The sequence below is a fragment of the Candidatus Borrelia undatumii genome (assembly GCF_020882015.2).
Taxonomy (GTDB): domain Bacteria; phylum Spirochaetota; class Spirochaetia; order Borreliales; family Borreliaceae; genus Borrelia.
Map to the genome: position 1 here is coordinate 370,881 of NZ_CP086555.2, position 18,214 is coordinate 389,094.

16 protein-coding genes are annotated in these 18,214 nt (G+C 35.0%); 6 read left to right on the forward strand and 10 right to left on the reverse strand.

Annotated features, from left to right (window positions below; translation table 11 throughout):
- Positions 1-40 precede the first annotated feature (40 nt).
- Positions 41-634 carry a hypothetical protein gene (locus tag LKV13_RS01805; RefSeq protein WP_229088908.1) on the reverse strand — a complete coding sequence of 198 codons (594 nt, stop codon included), beginning with the start codon at positions 632-634 and terminating at the stop codon, positions 41-43.
- Positions 635-748: 114 nt separating this feature from the next.
- Here LKV13_RS01805 and LKV13_RS01810 point away from each other — a divergent pair, with 114 nt between their 5' ends.
- Positions 749-2,125, forward strand: a complete 1,377-nt coding sequence (locus tag LKV13_RS01810) for an aminopeptidase (RefSeq protein WP_229088909.1) — start codon at positions 749-751, stop codon at positions 2,123-2,125.
- A gap of 5 nt (positions 2,126-2,130) precedes the next feature.
- A complete protein-coding gene (locus LKV13_RS01815) occupies positions 2,131-2,397 on the forward strand; it encodes a PTS transporter subunit EIIB (protein WP_229088910.1) in 267 nt (88 codons plus the stop codon).
- 16 nt (positions 2,398-2,413) lie between these two features.
- Here the strand turns inward: LKV13_RS01815 and LKV13_RS01820 are convergent, their stop codons facing one another.
- The 6 genes from LKV13_RS01820 to LKV13_RS01845 are packed head-to-tail and all read right to left on the reverse strand — an operon-like array spanning position 2,414 to position 10,622.
- Positions 2,414-3,457 carry an NAD(P)H-dependent glycerol-3-phosphate dehydrogenase gene (locus LKV13_RS01820; RefSeq protein ID WP_229088911.1) on the reverse strand — a complete coding sequence of 348 codons (1,044 nt, stop codon included), beginning with the start codon at positions 3,455-3,457 and terminating at the stop codon, positions 2,414-2,416.
- Between the two features lie 18 nt (positions 3,458-3,475).
- Positions 3,476-5,767: an AAA family ATPase gene (locus tag LKV13_RS01825; RefSeq protein WP_229088912.1), complete on the reverse strand. Its 2,292-nt coding sequence runs from the start codon at positions 5,765-5,767 to the stop codon at positions 3,476-3,478.
- Between the two features lie 10 nt (positions 5,768-5,777).
- Positions 5,778-6,995, reverse strand: a complete 1,218-nt coding sequence (tyrS, locus tag LKV13_RS01830) for a tyrosine--tRNA ligase (protein ID WP_229088913.1) — start codon at positions 6,993-6,995, stop codon at positions 5,778-5,780.
- The gene (locus LKV13_RS01835) at positions 6,996-8,330 is read right to left on the reverse strand and encodes a glycine--tRNA ligase (protein WP_229088914.1); all 1,335 of its coding nucleotides are present in this window, start codon (positions 8,328-8,330) and stop codon (positions 6,996-6,998) included.
- Positions 8,331-8,350: 20 nt separating this feature from the next.
- A complete protein-coding gene (gene gltX / locus LKV13_RS01840) occupies positions 8,351-9,832 on the reverse strand; it encodes a glutamate--tRNA ligase (RefSeq protein WP_306701179.1) in 1,482 nt (493 codons plus the stop codon).
- Between the two features lie 13 nt (positions 9,833-9,845).
- On the reverse strand, positions 9,846-10,622 hold the full coding sequence (locus tag LKV13_RS01845; protein WP_229088915.1) for a hypothetical protein: 777 nt from the start codon (positions 10,620-10,622) through the stop codon (positions 9,846-9,848).
- Positions 10,623-10,750: 128 nt separating this feature from the next.
- Between LKV13_RS01845 and LKV13_RS01850 the strand changes: the two genes are divergently transcribed.
- The 4 genes from LKV13_RS01850 to LKV13_RS01865 are packed head-to-tail and all read left to right on the forward strand — an operon-like array spanning position 10,751 to position 14,268.
- Positions 10,751-11,890 (forward strand): HD-GYP domain-containing protein, encoded by a 1,140-nt coding sequence (locus tag LKV13_RS01850; RefSeq protein ID WP_229088916.1) that lies wholly within the window; start codon positions 10,751-10,753, stop codon positions 11,888-11,890.
- Positions 11,891-11,900: 10 nt separating this feature from the next.
- Positions 11,901-12,629: a 5'-methylthioadenosine/adenosylhomocysteine nucleosidase gene (locus LKV13_RS01855; protein WP_229088917.1), complete on the forward strand. Its 729-nt coding sequence runs from the start codon at positions 11,901-11,903 to the stop codon at positions 12,627-12,629.
- Complete coding sequence (gene metK / locus LKV13_RS01860) at positions 12,626-13,789, forward strand: methionine adenosyltransferase (protein WP_229088918.1); 1,164 nt, start codon at positions 12,626-12,628, stop codon at positions 13,787-13,789. The genes LKV13_RS01855 and metK overlap by 4 nt, the downstream gene beginning before the upstream one ends.
- Positions 13,786-14,268 carry an S-ribosylhomocysteine lyase gene (locus LKV13_RS01865; RefSeq protein ID WP_229088919.1) on the forward strand — a complete coding sequence of 161 codons (483 nt, stop codon included), beginning with the start codon at positions 13,786-13,788 and terminating at the stop codon, positions 14,266-14,268. The genes metK and LKV13_RS01865 overlap by 4 nt, the downstream gene beginning before the upstream one ends.
- Before the next feature lie 589 nt (positions 14,269-14,857).
- Here the strand turns inward: LKV13_RS01865 and LKV13_RS01870 are convergent.
- Genes LKV13_RS01870 through LKV13_RS01880 form a run of 3 tightly spaced genes read right to left on the reverse strand, consistent with a single transcriptional unit; the run spans position 14,858 to position 18,158 of the window.
- Positions 14,858-15,277: an HIT family protein gene (locus LKV13_RS01870; protein ID WP_229088920.1), complete on the reverse strand. Its 420-nt coding sequence runs from the start codon at positions 15,275-15,277 to the stop codon at positions 14,858-14,860.
- 40 nt (positions 15,278-15,317) lie between these two features.
- A complete protein-coding gene (gene mgtE, locus LKV13_RS01875) occupies positions 15,318-16,679 on the reverse strand; it encodes a magnesium transporter (RefSeq protein WP_229088921.1) in 1,362 nt (453 codons plus the stop codon).
- A 54-nt stretch (positions 16,680-16,733) separates the two neighbouring features.
- Positions 16,734-18,158: an MGH1-like glycoside hydrolase domain-containing protein gene (locus LKV13_RS01880; RefSeq protein WP_229088922.1), complete on the reverse strand. Its 1,425-nt coding sequence runs from the start codon at positions 18,156-18,158 to the stop codon at positions 16,734-16,736.
- Positions 18,159-18,214 lie beyond the last annotated feature (56 nt).

The following is an 18,214-nucleotide window of genomic DNA, read 5'->3' on the forward strand; positions in this document are numbered from 1 at the left end:
TCTAAACTTAAAATCAGTCAAAATAGCTCTAAAATCTAATTCATTTCACTAATGATACAGTCTTTGCAAGACTGCCAATTATGAAGTTCACAGTAGATAGTATATTACCAGCATCTCCATCATTCTCACCAATGGAAAGATCCACTCTACCGTCGGTAATATCAAGTCCCTTAAAGGTCTTTACAAAATCTCTCGCAAGGTTATTCTTAACCCCATGCAAATTCATATCTATAATTCTTTTAATATCTGAACTTACCCCCACGAAAATATGAGAATCCTCCTTACCCCCAGAAACATCAATACGTGTCTCTGCCACATACGCATCCCCATACAAATAAACAGTCATATTAGCGTCAGCGCTTGAACCTACCTCTCTCAAGCCCCCATTATCCCCTACAAAATACATAACTTTAACAGCTTGCCCTATTTTCAAGCGCTCCTCCCCCGCAGCAGATACCCCCATAGCATGCAACACATGCCCCAGAGTATGCTCATCTATAGCGCCTAAATGCTCAGGGTGAGTGTGCATATCCTCCTCGCCCCCTTCCGTTTTATCTCTAGACTCACATCCCACCAAAAGCAAGATAAACATAACCACCGATAAAACAGTTTTAAAAAAATCACTTCTATACATAAATGCTCTCCTATGGTATACCATTATCTTTAAAAGATAATGATAAATCAATTATTTCATGTAAATTTTATGGATAATTAACCTGTTATAATGAACGAGTAAGGAGAAACTTTAATGAGAAAACAAAACCCTTGGATTTCTTTAAACGAAGTAGAAAAGAGTAAAATTTTAGATTTTTCAGAACAATATAAAAATTTTTTGAGTACCATAAAAACCGAAAGGGAAGCCGTCCATTATGCTGAACAAAGAGCCAAAGAGAAAGGTTTCACTTGTTCATGCGAAAAGAAAGAATTAAAGGCCGGAGACAAAGTTTTTTATACATGCCGAGGCAAAAATATTGCCCTTGTTTTCGTTGGTAGGGAGCCTGTTGAAAATGGAATGAATTTCATCGTATCTCACACAGACTCACCAAGGCTTGATGCAAAGCCATCACCAATTACGGAAGAAAAAGAATTTGCATTAATTAAAACAAATTACTACGGAGGAATAAAAAAGTATCAATGGCTATCTATTCCTCTATCAATACGAGGAGTAGTCTTTTTAAAAAACGAAGATAAGGTAGAAATTAACATCGGAGATAATGAGGACGATCCCGTATTTGTAATTCCTGATATATTGCCACACCTTGATAGAAAAGTACAAAGAGACAAAAAATCTGAAGAAATTATTGAAGGTGAAAATTTAAAAATAATAATTGGAAGCCTACCTATTGAGACTGAAGAAAAAGAAAAGGTAAAGCTTGCTATTCTTGATTTAATAAATAAAAAATATAAAATAGAGGAAGAGGATTTTATCTCAGCAGAAATAGAAATAGTACCGGCAGGGAAGGCAAGGGATGTAGGGCTTGATGGAGCGTTGATTGGTGGATATGGTCAAGACGATAGGGTTTGTGTTTACACTTCACTGAAAGCTATTCTAGATCTAGAAGAAACACCAAACAGAACTTCCGTATGCTTTTTAGTTGATAAGGAGGAGATTGGATCAACTGGATCGACTGGTTTAAATTCAAGATATCTTGAATACTTTGTTTCAGATATCCTATTTAAACTCGAAAGTAGTAAATACAACGATCTTCTTGTTCAAAGAGCATTATGGAACTCAAAAAGCATATCCGCCGATGTTTGTGGCGCAATCAATCCCTTATTTCACTCAGTTCATGACGAGCAAAACGCACCCAAGATAGGATACGGAATTCCTATCATGAAATATACGGGGAACGGGGGTAAGTACATGGCCAGCGATGCCGATGCTGAACTTGTTCTTTATGTTAGAAACATACTAAACAGAAATAACATAGCTTGGCAAGTGGCTACACTTGGTAAAGTAGAAGAAGGTGGAGGGGGAACCGTAGCAAAGTTCCTAGCCCATTACGGCATAAGAACAATAGATATGGGACCTGGCGTCATCAGTATGCATTCACCATTTGAAATAACTTCCAAATTTGACGTTTACACTTCTTACATGGCATATAAGGCATTTTTTAAGGGATAACAACTATGAATGAAAAAGCAATAAAAACATCGGAACATATCGTAGAGTGTTTTGGTGGAATTGTAAACATTAAAGAAATCGAGAAAGATATTACTAGAATAAAAATACTAGTTGACAGCAACTCACTAGTTAAAAGAGAAAATTTAACAGAAGACAAAAACATAATAGGAACAATTAAATCAAAAGAATTTACAGAGGTCGTAATGAACTTTGAAATAATTGAAGATGTTTACAACAATATTCTATATATGATGAGTAATCACACAAATTAGGGGGCCCTATTGGGTCCTAATATTTAAAGTTCCTTATATACTCAATAACAGCCTCTGGGCTTGCCTCCTTGTTCAGTATCCTGTAAACAACACCTGCTAACCCTTGGATACTTAAACCATGATCTAAAAGCAAAGATACTTCTTTAGCAGCAACTAATCCCTCTGGAAAATAGCCAATTTTATGTATGTTATTTATTAAGTCATCTATTCCTGCAAAACCATTTAAAATGTTTTTGCTAACAATTTCACGACCAAATCGTCTATTTCTTCCAAAGGCACTCCGGCAAGTAACATCCAGATCTCCAGAACCAGCTATGAATAAAAATGTGTCCTTATCGCAATCGCCAATCTTAAATGCAATGTTTTTCATATCGTTTAAAGAAACTGAAAATAAAAAAGATTCTGTGTTATCTCCTATCAAATTTGGATTCTTGCCCCTATACTCATCCAAAATTCCAAAAGCAATTGCAAATACATTTTTCAAGGCTGCTGCTATCTGAACACCCAAAACATCATCACTATAAAACACGGAAATGGAAGTACCACTAAATAAATTTATAAATGCAGAAGCATGATCCTTGCTTTTGCTAGCAGCCATAAGACCCGTAACTACACCAAGACCAACTTCCTCAGCATGACTTGGACCTGTAATATAAACAATCCTATGCTTATATCCTTCCAAAATACTTTCTGCAACCTCCACAATAGGACAAGGTTTTCCATCAATAGTTACAAAGCCCTTAGTAAGTACTGCCAAATTAGGCGTTGCGTTAGTAATAATATTCTTTATACTCTTAAAAATTCCCAAAGTGTAAAGAGAAGGAGTTGCAATAAAAACATACTCAGCCCAGCTCACAGCGTCAATTAAATCAGAAGTTGCAACCAAATTATCTGGTAATCTAATTCCCTTAAGATACTTAACATTTTCATGCTCATTATTGATACTATCCTTGACAGACTCCTCAAAAGACCATAATAATACATTATTTTGTACCTTATCCGCCAACACCCTAGCAACAGCTGTTCCCCAAGCTCCTGCCCCAATTATCGCTATTTTCATTTATACACCTCTAAATGATCATAATAACTCATATCTCATCCTGTCCTCAAGGTAGATCCTAATTCTATCATTTTTCTTTATTTTTTTTAAATTCATCTCATTAATTAACAAACTCCCTATCTCCTTGATTACAATCTTTCTTACGCTCTTAATTCCAAATCCACTTCCGTATGTCTTACTCTTAAAATAACCTAAAATACTTTCTTCAAAAAAAACATTAATCTCCTTCTCCTTTAATAACCTAACAAAGTGATTAATCTCTTCCCTAATAACCTGTTCAAAACCACTCTCATCCACAGGCCTGAAGAAAAAAATATGATCAACCAAATCCAAAAATTGAGAGGAAAACCTCCTCTCTAGCAGACTCCTCCCGCTTGCTATCTCATTTTTAAATCCAATGCTGTTAAATTCTCTACTTTCCGTATTAATATCTACTATTATTATACTATCTGACAAACTAAAATTTCTGCCAAAGCTGTCACAAAATTTTCCAGTACTAAATCCCTGAGAAAAAAAATCTATGACTCTTTTATGAGCTTTGTCAAAATCCGATAAAAAAATAACTGAACTTGAATATCTGCTTAAAAATTTAAAAAACCTAGCAGGCTCATCATAGGAATCGGAGGCGTACATAGGGCCTATTAGTCTATTAATAGCATCAAAATCACTGTACTCACTCATCCCCAGAGTAAACCTAGGGAGTTTAAGTTCTTCTGATAAAATACACAAAAGTTTATCCTTATCAAGATCAGAAGAGCTCATAAAAACAAAAATCCCAAGTGCATTGCTTTCAAACAAAAATTTGACCTTTAAAAGCTTTATGTTTAATATCAAGTCAGACAAAACATCTTCATTAATTATCACGCTCTCTCTTATTTTATTTTCTAGGCTGACAAAAAAAACATCATCATGATCCTCCAAATTAAAAATACTTGTGTCAACAATAGATTTAATAAAATCCTTAACATCATTTTCAGTGATTATTTTCTTGTTATTCTCAAGCTTAAATTTGGCTCCAAGCTCATCTAACAAATCAAAAGCCTTGTCAGGAAGAAATTTATCCTTAATATATTTACAAGACATAGTAATGGAAGCCCGTATCGCCCCTTCTGTATACTCTACATTATGGTGTTTTTCATACTGCCCCTTAACCCCCTTCAATATAAGATAAGTGTCTTCAAATCCCGGTTCTTTAAGTTCTATGCTATGAAACCTTCTTGCCAACGCTTTGTCTCTTAAAAAGAACTTTTTATATTCATATTCTGTAGTAGCACCTATAAATTTCACTTTTCCTAAAGTCAAAATAGGTTTTAATAAATTTGAAATATCTATGCTACTAAAAGAGGTGGCACCAGCGCCAACTATCATATGAATTTCATCTATGAAAAGAATTGTTTTCTTTTTTAAATACAAAAAATCTAAAACTTTATTTACCCTATCTTCAAGGTCTCCTCTGTATCTAGTCCCAGATATGAGCTTGCCAATACCAAGAGCATACAGCCCATACCCCCTCAACTCCTGAGGCACCTTATCCACTTTTATCATATAAGCAAGTCCTTGAATTAATACTGTTTTTCCAACACCAGGCTCTCCAATCAAGATTGGGTTACTTTTATGTCTACGCAGCATTACTTGAATCAACTTGTTCAATTCTCTATCGCGCCCTATTAAAGGATTTTGTTCTAACTTTGGATCCAAACTATCAATAACATTTACTAGAAACCCTTCAACAGGACTACTATCGTCCAACGAACTATTATCATTTTCCAACCTGAAATGCTCTTCCTGAAAAATATCAAAACCTCCCTCTTTATCTATCTTTTTATCATCCACACAAGCAGGGCCTGTTCTTTCATTCCCAACCAATCCCAAATTCGAGTCTGCACCCAAGTAATCATATACTTCAATCATCTTATCAAAGATAGCTAAATTAAAGCCCGACTTTAGCAAGGCATCCAAAATCGTATTTTGTCTTTTTCTAACCAATACCCATAGCAAATCTTTCTCTTGTATTTTATAAGGCTTCTTATAATAAAAAATCGTACTAATTATTTCCTGATACAAATCATTTATCTTGAAAGCATAATCTGAAACATTAGATTTCCTTAAGGGAAGTTTATTGAAAAACTCTTCTAGTATTTTATCAAGATTGTAAAAATCAAGAGTGCACAACTCAAGAAGTTCCCTAATCTTATCATCATTGATTAAACTATGGAAAACATGCTCTTCCGTAAAGACGCCATGTCGACGCTCCATAAAAAACAGAAATGACCTAAAAAATAAATTATTTAAAGCTCTCCTGTTATACATGGAACACCGATTATAAAATAATTCTTAAAACTTTCCTCTTGCCAACCCTAATTTCAAGCTCACCATTAGTAAAATTTTTGACAGTAAGACAATAATCCTGATCCCCTATTCTTATCTTATCTATATAAACTCCACCTGAGTTAATTAACCTTCTGCCTTCCGACTTGCTAGATACAACTTTTGCAAGAATCATTAAATCAACCAATAAAATTCCCCGTTCTAAATTAGCTAACCCCAACTTAAAAAAGGGAATATTGGCTCTGTCTCCAACCCCTTTAAAAGCAGCAGAAGCTGCCTCTGCTGCTTTTAAGGAAGCTTCCTCTCCATGTACAATCTTTGTTATTTCAAAAGCCAAAACTTCTTTTGCCTTGTTTAATAAATTCCCCCCCAAACTTGTAAGACTCTCAATCTCATCATCTTCTAAAAAGGTAAATAAATACAAAAATTTCTTAACATCTAAATCTGGAACATTCCTAAAATATTGATAGAAATCATAAACACTGTAAAGCCCTAAATCAAGATAAACAGCTCCCTTTTCTGTTTTTCCCATCTTCCCCCCATCACTGCGCGTAATAAGAGGAAATGTGAGCCCAAAAACCTCACCTCCCTTCTTCCTCCTTATTAACTCAACTCCGGAAACAATATTGCCCCACTGATCATCCCCACCCATCTGAAGATTGCAATTTTTAATCTTATTTAGCATATAAAAATCATAAGCCTGCAAAAGCTGATAATTAAACTCAATAAACGAAAGACCAGAGTCCAATCTTCTTTTATAAGTCTCAAACCCTAACATTCGATTAACAGAAAAATGCACTCCAATATCCCTTAAAAATTCGATGTAATTAATACTGTCAAGCCATTCCGAGTTATCAAAAACACAACCACCGCCAAAACCCGCTATCCTTGACAACTGTTTCTTTACCTCATTAACGTTTCTTTCTATATTCTCTTCCGATAAAATTTTTCTCATCTCATTCTTGCCAGAAGGATCGCCTATCTTCGTAGTCCCTCCACCAACCAAAGCAATAGGAACATGTCCTTGCTTTTGCAGATGCATCATTGCCATAATGGGAACCAAATGTCCAATATGAAGAGAACTAAAGGTGGCATCAAATCCCACATAAAAAACTATCCTCTCCCTATTCATCAAATCACTTAAAGCCCCCAAATTTGTGCACTGTTTTAAGAATCCTCGTTTATTTAAAATACCCAGGGCAAGATTCATCTACTTGCAACTCCCCCTATAATTTAACATTTCAGTCCTAATGTAGGAGTATAACTCGTTAAGAGAAATCCTTACCTGAGTCATACGATCCCTTTCTCTTAAGGTAACTGTCCTATCTTCCATAGTATCGTAGTCTATTGTTACGCAATAAGGAGTTCCAATTTCATCTTGACGCCTATATCTCTTGCCAATTGTGCCACTGTCATCATAAAACATATAAAAATCATCACTGAGCTCCATAAACACTCTCCTGGCAAGATCATCAAGGCCATCTTTTTTTACAAGAGGAAGTATAGCAACCTTATAAGGCGCAATCCTAGGATGCAGTCTTAAAACTGTTCGCTTATCCCCACCTTCAAGCTCCTCGTGTATATAAGCATCACAAAGAATCATTAAAATACTCCTTGTAAGCCCAAGCGATGTCTCAATAACATAAGGAATATACCTCTCCCCACTTACTAAATCATGATATTCAAACAATTTAGACTTTTCGCAAAACCTAGCATGCTGAGTCAGATCATAGTTACCCCTATTATGAATTCCCTCAATCTCCTTAAAACCAAACGGGAATTCATACTCAATATCAACAGCCTCTTTAGCATAATGCGCAAGTTCATCTGCTCCATGCTCTTTCAACCTGAGACCGTCCGACTTTATTCCAAGAGTTTCCACAAAAAAATTCATTCTATTTTGCTTCCAATAATAATACCAATCATCCAACTGCCCAGGGTGCACAAAAAACTGCATTTCCATTTGTTCAAACTCACAAGTTCTGAATATAAAATTTTTAGTTATTATTTCATTCCTAAATGCTTTACCAACCTGAGCTATGCCAAAAGGAATCTTAAGTCTTGTAGAATCTAATACATTCCTAAAATTAACAAAAATACCTTGAGCCGTCTCCGGTCTTAAATAAATTTCACTCGAACTCTCTTTTGCAGCCCCAATATTGGTTTTAAACATTAGATTAAAATTTTTCGGATCTGTAAAAGAACTACCCTTATTACAACTGGGACAATTCTCAGATACATCAACAAAATCCACCCTAAATCTGTTTTTACAATTCCTACAGTCAACTAATGCATCTGAAAAACTATCAACATGCCCTGAGGCTTCCCAAACTTCAGGCCTCATAAAAATAGCACTATCCAGGCCCACCACATTTTCATGCAAGTAAACCATATTTTTCCACCATTCCCTCTGTACATTATTTTTAAGTTCAACACCTAAAGGCCCATAGTCCCATGCCCCCGAAAGCCCTCCATAAACTTCTGAAGATTGAAATACAAAACCCTTCCTCCTAGCAAGTGCAATAATATCTTCCATCCTTGTCATATCAATATCCTTAAAATGTATTATATTTGCCGTTCATGTCTTTTCAAAAATCCTTGAGCTAGTTTTATTCTATCAAAAACCTTATCTTTTCCAAGTAGTTTTAAAGAATCAAAAAGAGGAGGCGACACCTTGCTACCAAGTACCGCAATCCTAATAGGAAGAAGAACTTCCCCCAACTTCAGGTTGCTGTCCCTAGCAAAGTCGTTAAACACTTTTTCGTTCTCAGCTGATGTCCTTGTTTCAAATCCCTTCAATATTGGCTTAATCTTGTCTAAAATCAAAAGTATATCGCCTACTGTTTTCTTCTTCCCCAAAAACTCATCTAAATTCCACACTTTAATATCTTCGTAAAAAAACTTAAGCATACTCGTAGCCTCGCTAAGCTTTCTAATTCTTGTCTTTATAAGGGGAATTAAAAGTCTTAATATTTCCCTGTCTTCAGGTTTAACATCTTCTTTAATATAGGCTACTTTTTGCAATAAAGGAAGCAAAAGACTAACCAATTCCTCATCTTTTTTCTCTCGAATGTAATGACTATTAAAAAAATCTAGTCTGTGATAGTCAAAAATAGCAGGAGATTTATTTATCTTCTTAAGGCAAAAAAGCTTTTGAAGCTCATCACTTGTGAAGAATTCTTTCTTATCATCATAAGACCACCCAAGCAAAGTAATGTAGTTAATAATGGCCTCTGGAAGATACCCATCCTCAATAAATTGTCTTAAAGCCGTAGAACCATGCCTTTTACTCAATTTTTGTCCATCACTACCCATTACCATGGGAAGATGACAATAAATGGGAGGAGTCCATCCAAAAGCGTTATAAAGAAGAACATGCAAAGGCCCTGAAGCCACCCATTCCTGCGCTCTTAAGACATGCGATACCTTCATTAAATGATCATCAATAACATTTGCAAGATGATAAGTTGGAAGGCCATCAGACTTAAGAATAACAGGATCAGGACTAATATCCTTATTTAACCATGTTACCCTATCGAGCAAAATATCATCAAAACTAGTCTCCCCATCAAGAGGAACTTTAAATCTAATAACAGGTCTTATTTCTAAATTTAAAGCATCTCGCACCTCCCTTTCACTTAAATTTCTACAATGTCTGTCATACCCTGTTGCCATCTTATTAAGAGCCTGGATCTTCCTGATCCTCTCTAACCTCTCCGGAGTGCAATAACAATAATAAGCACTCCCTGATTCTATCAATTTCCTAGCATATTCATCATATATTGCCGTTCTCTTTGACTGGACATAAGGCTCATACGGGCCACCACACGTGGGTCCCTCATCAAAATCAATACCAAGCCATTCCAAACTTCTATAAAGGTCATCTTCGGCCTCTTTAAAATACCTCGTCTGGTCAGTATCCTCAATTCTGAGCAAAAATTTCCCACTACAAGACTTGGCAAAAAAATAATTAAATAAGGCCGTTCTAATTCCTCCAATATGTTGCAAGCCCGTTGGAGAGGGTGCATATCTAACTCTTACATTCAAAATCTATCCTCCCTTAATAAAAAATATCCTTCTTTGCGCTATCATAGATGTAATAAAAAACTACAAAAAATAAGTTTGAACCCAAAAGTTTTGCATGTTTAGCGTTCAGTTTATCCCTATATTTAAAATACTTATCCCTAATATCAAGTTTAACGGTTTCAATCAAATTAGGCCCTGCATTAGAACGCTTTAGCGCATAATAATAGTAAATTGTAAAAATTGGCTCTTTTAAGAAAAATTTCTTTAAAAGGTCTAGTGTCTCGCTCAATTTTTCATATTCTTTGAAAGAAATCATACTAAGTGCTACGCAATATTCTACCCACCTATTCCTACTACTTGCGTACTTTAAAATCAAACTAGATGCCTTTTCTTTTTCCCTAAAACTAATGAGTACAGAATAAAGTTCCACTATTGTTTTGTTGCTAATCTTGCTATCTTTCAAATAAAGATAAATCTCATCAAGACTCTTTTTGTCTTGCCTGATTAAAATCATTTTTAAACAAAGAGAAATATCAAACACACTCTTGAGTCTCTTCCGTAGTATCTTAAGCTTTAAAAAGGCATAAGTACTATCTACTCCATTAAATACAAAATATAATCTTGAATAAAGAAATTTGGAATAAAAAATATTAAAAATAAACATAAGCAGAATAAATCCTAAAATAACATGAAAATGAAAGAGAATAAAATCTAATAAACTCAAATATTTTAAAATTTCTAGAAAAAAAATCAAACACACAAAAAAGCCGACAAACATGACATTAAAAATTAAAAGTACCCTATCTACCACTAAAATCTCTTTAAAAACAAATTAAATTACACAGTTGAAGTATATAGCTACATTGTACTAAACATGATAGACAATTAATAGATAATGTGTTATACATATTTATTAACAGTTTAAAATTAAGAGGAAAGATGGGTGGCCTTGATCGATTGGCAAAGGGCGTGAGGTCTTTTTCTTACGTGGTAGAAAAGGACTTTTTGGTGTGGCCTGAGAATTCTGTTCTAAAGCCTAGGAATGTTGAACTGGTTGAAAAATGGGACTTGGGAGAAGAGCTTCACGAAAAAATCAACTTCTTTGATGAATCACTAATGAACGAAGGGAATATGTTAGCACATCCGGAGTGTGATAAGGAATCAGTTTCAAGCTATCACATGCTAGTGAGCAATTTGGAAGAAGTATATGAAACCTGCAAGAAAAATAAGAAGATTTATTATCAGGACGTCCTACCGATCGCGAAAAAAGTAATAGAGTTTTACAAGAAGAATCAAAAAACGTTCATAAGGTATATAAAAGCACCCAACTTCTTATACGATTACCACATTGTACACTCGGTAAACACTGCCATACTAACGGTCGCGCTTGGAAGTGAGATGAATTTAAATAATCACAAGACGGTTGAGCTGTGCACAGTGGCTCTTCTTCATAAAATAGGCTTCCTATTTATCCCTTTAAAGATAAGCGGAAAGCAGGAAAAACTGAGTGCTGAAGAGTTTGAAATGATAAAAAAATACCCTGTACTCAGTTATAAGGTCATATCAGCGACTGATTTTTCACATTCTATTTGTTCAACTTTACTAGGTCATAAAGAAAATTTGGATGGCTCGGGTTACCCTAAAAAGCTTAAGGGTGAAAATATTAGTATTGAGTCAAATATAATTGGGGCTGCTAGTGCGTATAGCGCAATTATCTTGGATAAAACATATAGGAAATCTTTAAACTCTGGTGCATCTCTTATAGAGTTAATACAGGATGCTGATAAGAAATTCGACAAGAGGGTTTTAAAATTAATTATTAAGGTACTCTCTCAATGTCCGCTAGATTTTATTGTAGAACTTAACGATAAATCGATTGCCAAGATAGTCAAAGTCAATGAGGAAAACCTTAATTACCCATATATAAAGTACATAATCAGAGATGACAAGGTTGTGCCCACTAATGAAGGCCAAGACTACATAAAATCGATACCCAAAACGGAAACAGGAATTAAGAAAATACTCGGACAAGGCGAGATAGAATTTCTTTTAAAAAAATACTCTTTAAAGGAAATATAAAGGAGAAAGTATGGTTTTAATCACATCTGCAATGGATGCAGAAGCAGAAGAAGTAAATGCGATAATTAACGATAGGCAAGAAATTACATTGGATGACTATCTGGGGAAGAAAAAGATTTATAAGGGAAGGATTTCGGGACATGAAGTAATCTCTTTAACTACTGGTATTGGAAAGGTAAACGCTGCCTCCTGGGTTAGTTATGTTATATCAAAATATAAAATAGACCACATAATCAACTCAGGAACGGCTGGTGGAATAAAGGAGGACTCTTCCCTTAGGATTAAAGACATAATAGTATCATCGGAAGTAGCATTTCATGATTTTGACTTAACTAGGTTTGGACATAACGTGGGACAGGTTCCGGGGTTACCTCAAAGATTTAAAGCAGATGAAGGTTTACTTAAAAAATCAGTTAAGGTTATAGAAGACAAAATCAAGGGCATCAGCGCTCATATTGGTTTGATACTTACAGGAGACCAATTTATTGGAGACAAAAACCAACTAGATACAATTAAGCGCAACTTTCCAGATGCTTTGGCTGTGGAAATGGAAGGGGCTGCTATTGCACAAGTTGCACACACATTTAAAATACCTTTCATCATTACACGTTCTATATCTGACTTACCGAATATCAAAGATAATCACATAGATTTTGATAAATTCCTAAAAATCGCATCTACAAATGCAGCTAGAATGGTAGAAGAACTTATTGGCCTCATGGAAGGGGATTCAATATGATAAATAAGATATCAACTTCTGAGGCTGTGTCTGAGGGACATCCTGACAAAATTGCAGACCAGATCTCTGATGCAATCCTTGATGAGATACTGAAGAGAGACAAAATGGCTAAAGTTGCATGTGAGACATTAATTTCACAAAATTTAGCGGTCATAGCAGGAGAAATAAATAGCACGGCAAGAAAAGACATAGACATAAAAGCAATTGCTAGGCACATAATAAAAAATATTGGATATACAAACATAGAGTACGGTCTTGACTACAAATCTGTTACAATAATCGACGCTATTGGATATCAGTCAACAGATATTACAAATGCAGTTGAAAGAAAAGACACAAAGGCTACTGGTGCGGGGGATCAGGGGATAATATTTGGCTATGCTTGCAATGAAACTGAAAATTTCCTGCCCATAGCATACGAATTGTCTAACTTAATTTTGCAAAGAGCCAGTAAGCTTAGAAAAACAGGAATAATTAAATGGCTACGTCCTGATGCAAAATCACAAGTTACCATTGAATATAATTCTGATAAAAATCCTGCTCGAATAAGCAACATTGTTGTTTCTCACCAACACGACCCCAATATTTCCCAGGATTCCATTCGCCAAACAATAATTGAAGAAATTATAAAACCCACACTTCAAGACAAATCAATGTTTAATCATAATATTAAATACTACATTAATCCTTCCGGAAATTTTGTTATTGGCGGTCCTACTGGGGATACCGGTCTTACGGGGAGAAAAATTATCGCTGACAGCTACGGTGGTTTTGCAAGACATGGGGGGGGGGCTTATAGCGGAAAAGATGCCACTAAAGTTGACCGTTCGGCTGCTTATATGGCAAGATATATTGCCAAGAACATGGTAGCAGCGGGTATTTCTAGGGAATTTGAAATACAACTTGCTTATGCTATTGGAATCTCTAATCCAGTATCCGTTAAGATAACCACGGGAATAAACGACGATGCATATGAGAATAGGATATTAAACTTTATTATGAACAACTTTGATCTAACTCCCGATGGTATAATAAGGAAATTAAGACTAAGGGAGCCTATTTATTCTAAAACATCCACATATGGGCACTTTGGAAAAAGTGAACTAGAATGGGAGAGGCTAGACTTTGTGGACAAAATTAGGGAGGAATTTAAGATATGAATAAAATATCAAGCTTTGAGGTTGATCACACAAGACTAAATCCTGGTATATACGTCTCAAGGAAAGATGTTTTTAGAAACGTAACATTTACTACCATAGATATCAGAATGAAGGCTCCTAATAAAGAGCCCGTGATAAATAACGCAGAGATACACACGATTGAACATATAGGCGCAACGCTAATTAGAAATCATCAGGATTGGGGGGGAAAAACGTTATACTTTGGTCCGATGGGTTGTAGGACTGGGTTTTATCTAATACTTTCAGGAGATTATGAGAGCAGAGACCTTGTTGAATTAATATCCTGGCTTTTCACAAAAATAGCAAATTTTCAAGGAAACCTTACAGATATAGGTGCAACTGAGAAAGAATGCGGGAATTATCAAGACCACAACCTGAACATGGCAAAATACGAGTCTATTCAGTATTTAAAGATACTAACAAGCATAAGGGAAGAAAACCTAACCTACCCCTCATGATGTTTTTCATTCGAACAATTAAAACATAATTCACAGTCAAGAATACAGGAGCAAGTGGATTATATGTTATCCTGCTAGATGAATCCCACAGACACTCCGCACATTTGGCTAGATAGCAAAGCAAAGGGTTGTCATGAAGGATCGGTGAGATCACCTACCCTAGTAGACAAATCCCAAATTAGCTCTTGGATAAAAATCAAGTCCCACGACAAAATGATTTCTGTCATCCACATAACCCAAATAAACATGAGAATGGCACCTAAAGTCTAGGCGTACTGCCTTAACGCATCGAAAAAATAGTTAAACTAAATATCGCCATGTTGGGAGCAAAAAATAATTAGTATACAATAAACTGATGCTGAAATATCACGAAGCTCAAAATTGTCATGGAACCTTATGAGCTCTTTTATGTCATTTGCTCCCGTTAACACAAAAACAACTTCCCTATGCATGCATAAGGCGTATAAATTGATAAAAATCTTGCATCTGCAGAAAAGTACCTACTATGGAAAAGGCACAAAACTCAGCCACGCTTATTATAAAAAACCAACACATACGCAAATTAGCATCTTTTAAAACCAAATAAAAATTAAATATTTTGACCTATCCTTTTGGATAAATCCAGAAATTCATCTCTGGAAAGATTAACGTTAGAACCCCTTAAAAAACCAAAACCATCCCCTTGAAATCTCGGAATTACATGAAAATGAGTATGAAAAACAACCTGTCCAGCTTCAGAGCCAATTGCAGTATAAATGTTTACTCCTCCACAACCATGTGAGTTCAACTTTTTCAAAGAAAGTGCTATTTTCTTACACACTTCCAATACTCTACCATTAAGCACATCGTCCATGACCAATACATCATTGCTATGTTTTTTCGGAATAACGAGCGTATGCCCAGCATTTAAAGGGTTAATGTCAAGAAAAGCAAGTACCAGATCGTCCTCATACACCTTATAAGATGGCGCTTCGTTTTTCACTATCCTGCAAAAGGCACAATTAATCAAAACTCCTCCAATTTAACAATGTCAAAAATATGATTAAGCTTCAAAAATAATTATACAGCACCAATCTAGCTATATTAAAATAAGCAATTAAAGTAATAACATCAGCAATAGTTGTAATTAAAGGCCCCGCCATCAAAGCTGGATCAATTTTTAAAATCTTGGCAAAAATAGGTAAAAGACCTCCCAATACTTTCGCTACCGTCAAGCCTATCATCAAACACGAAGAAACAACAAAAGCTATCCTAAACCTTTCACCATTTTCAGGAATTACAAAAAACACTACCCTTAAAAAGTTAATGCTGGCAAGGATTGAACCGACTAGGATACTTACACACACTTCTTTAAATAACACACGAAAAAAATCTTTTACTTTAAGAGTTCCAAGAGCAAGCTCACGAATAATTAATGCAGAGGCCTGAGAACCAGCATTACCTGATGTGTCCATCAAAAGTGGGATAAAACTAGTTAGGATCACTAAAGACAAGATCAAATTCTGATAACTTGTAATTATAGTGGCTGTTAAAGTAGAGGATATCATAAGAATTAAGAGCCAAACTATTCTATTTTTTGTCATGTCAAAAATAGAAGTATCAAGATAAGATTCGCCTAAAGGAGTAACTGCGGCCATTATATGAAAATCTTCGGTATTTAAACTCTGTACAACTTCAAGAATATCGTCAATAACAATGATTCCTATCATCCTTCCCTCATTATCAACAACAGGAACACTTAAGATATCATGATTTTGGAAAAGAAGAGCAACATCTTCCTTCCCATCACTAACTTTCACAATGTAAAATCCACTAGTTCTCATTATTGAAGAAATAACAACATCATCCTTAGACAACATTAAATCTTCAATCTTGACAACTCCTCTTAACCGCTTCTCTTCATCTGTAATGTAGTAAGTATAAACATCTTCTTTAGTCTTTGCCACCCTTCTAATATAGTCAAGAGCCTCCCCAACGGAAAAATAGTCTTTAAGCTCAATGTACTCTATCGTTACTATTGAGCCAGCAGAATCATCACTATAGGACAAAAATTTATTAATAATTTCTCTATTCTCCTCAGTAGAACTTGCCAAAAATCTCTGCACAACATTTGCCGGCACTTCCTCCAAAAGATCAATAACATCATCAAGATTTAACTCATCTATCATTTCACTTATTTCTTTGTTTGTAAAAGAATTAGCTAACTTATTTCTTGTGGCTTGGTCAAAATTAGAAAAAGCCTCAACAGCGACCTTCTTGGGAAGAAATCTGTAGAGCAAAATTAAATCAGAACCATTAAGTCTCCTCATCGTTTCACTAATATCAAAAGCATCATACTTTAAAAGCTCTTCTTTTATTTCAGAGTATCTTTTCTCTTCAAGCAAGGTCTTTAAAAACACAACATCCATCATACTAATACTCCCAAGATTCTAACTATCAACAACTACTAAAAATAAAACGACTAACTATAACTTATCTAAAAGCATAGAGCATCTACCCGATGGTATAGGTAGCGTCTTCTCTTTTTTATTTAATATATTTATTGTAAAGTAGTAAAGTTTCTCAGATTCCATCTTTATTTCCCACCCTCTCTTACCTTTATTGCAAATGATCGTGGTTTGATTTCTTCTGAGAGATAAGGACTCTATCCCCATAACTTCAAGCGCAGGTATATTCCAATAGACGGTTTTATCAGGCAAACTAATTGTAAGGCCAATAATATTTTCTATCATCAAGCTAATACTAAAAAGCGCAAGATAACAAATGATATCCTTTTCCGGAAGGATCTTCTTATCAACATCAAAATAAGCCGGACCCTCTTTCATTGGCTTATAAGCTTCCCAAATATGCCCCTTAACCTTACCATCGGGCAACAGAGTATCTAGGACATAATATAAATGCCTTATAGTAAATTCTCTTGCAATAGTCGCACGCCTGCAATACTCAAGCCCCTTAATGATAAAAAAATTCATATAAGTGTAAACAGACCCATAGTACCCATTCCCGTCCAGATTAAACTCAGAATCATTAACAGAAAGAGTGGGAAAAGGATTTAGAGTTCCAAAATGCTTATCACTTTTTAAATAAAAAACCATTCTCTCTATCCTATCTTCGCTTGGAATCTCAGAAAGCATAGGCAGGAACCCTACTATTGTCTTACATCTAATAATGTTCTCATTAATATCAAGATCATAATAAAACCCATCGCCCTCATCCCACATCAAAGAGTTAATCTTAGCCTTGAGGGAAAAAAACCTTTTTTTATACTCTAATGATAAATTTTTATCATTTAATATGTCTGCCAATCTCGAAATACAATAAGCACTATGTACCTGAAATGAATTGAAATCAATCGGATAATATGCCTCCTTCCTAGGAGAGTTTTTATAAAAAACTTTATTTACATCAATCGAATAAAGCCCGTTGTTCTTTAAAAATTTTTTCTCTATCCATCGATAATATTTATCAAGAACTGGCAAAATATCAGAAATACGTCTCTTATTGCCTGTTTTATGATATAAATTATATTCAGCCCAAGCAAAAATTGGCAACCCAATGCCCTCTTCATTTCCTTCCATGTAAATAGCCTTATTGTTCTTGTCGTAACGAGATCTAATCGCACCCGAAGTTTCTTGAAGTTGGTAAAATTTATCAATAGCAGATGCAGGAGAATACTCTCCATTACTGTAGACAAGAAAAAAACTTGAAAGACAAGCCTGCATTTGATCTATAAAGTCAAGGTTCTCGGAATAATAATTCTTATCTCGTCTACTCTTCTCTAAAGTTTGAGGAAAAACAATTTTATCGTGTATCCAGGAAAGACTCTTATTATAGATATCAATAAAATCTTGATCATAATAGTATATTTTTGGAAATATTCTCTTGCTCAACAACCAAACCTCTGAAAACGAATATAAATAAACTCCTACTTATTATATCATCATTA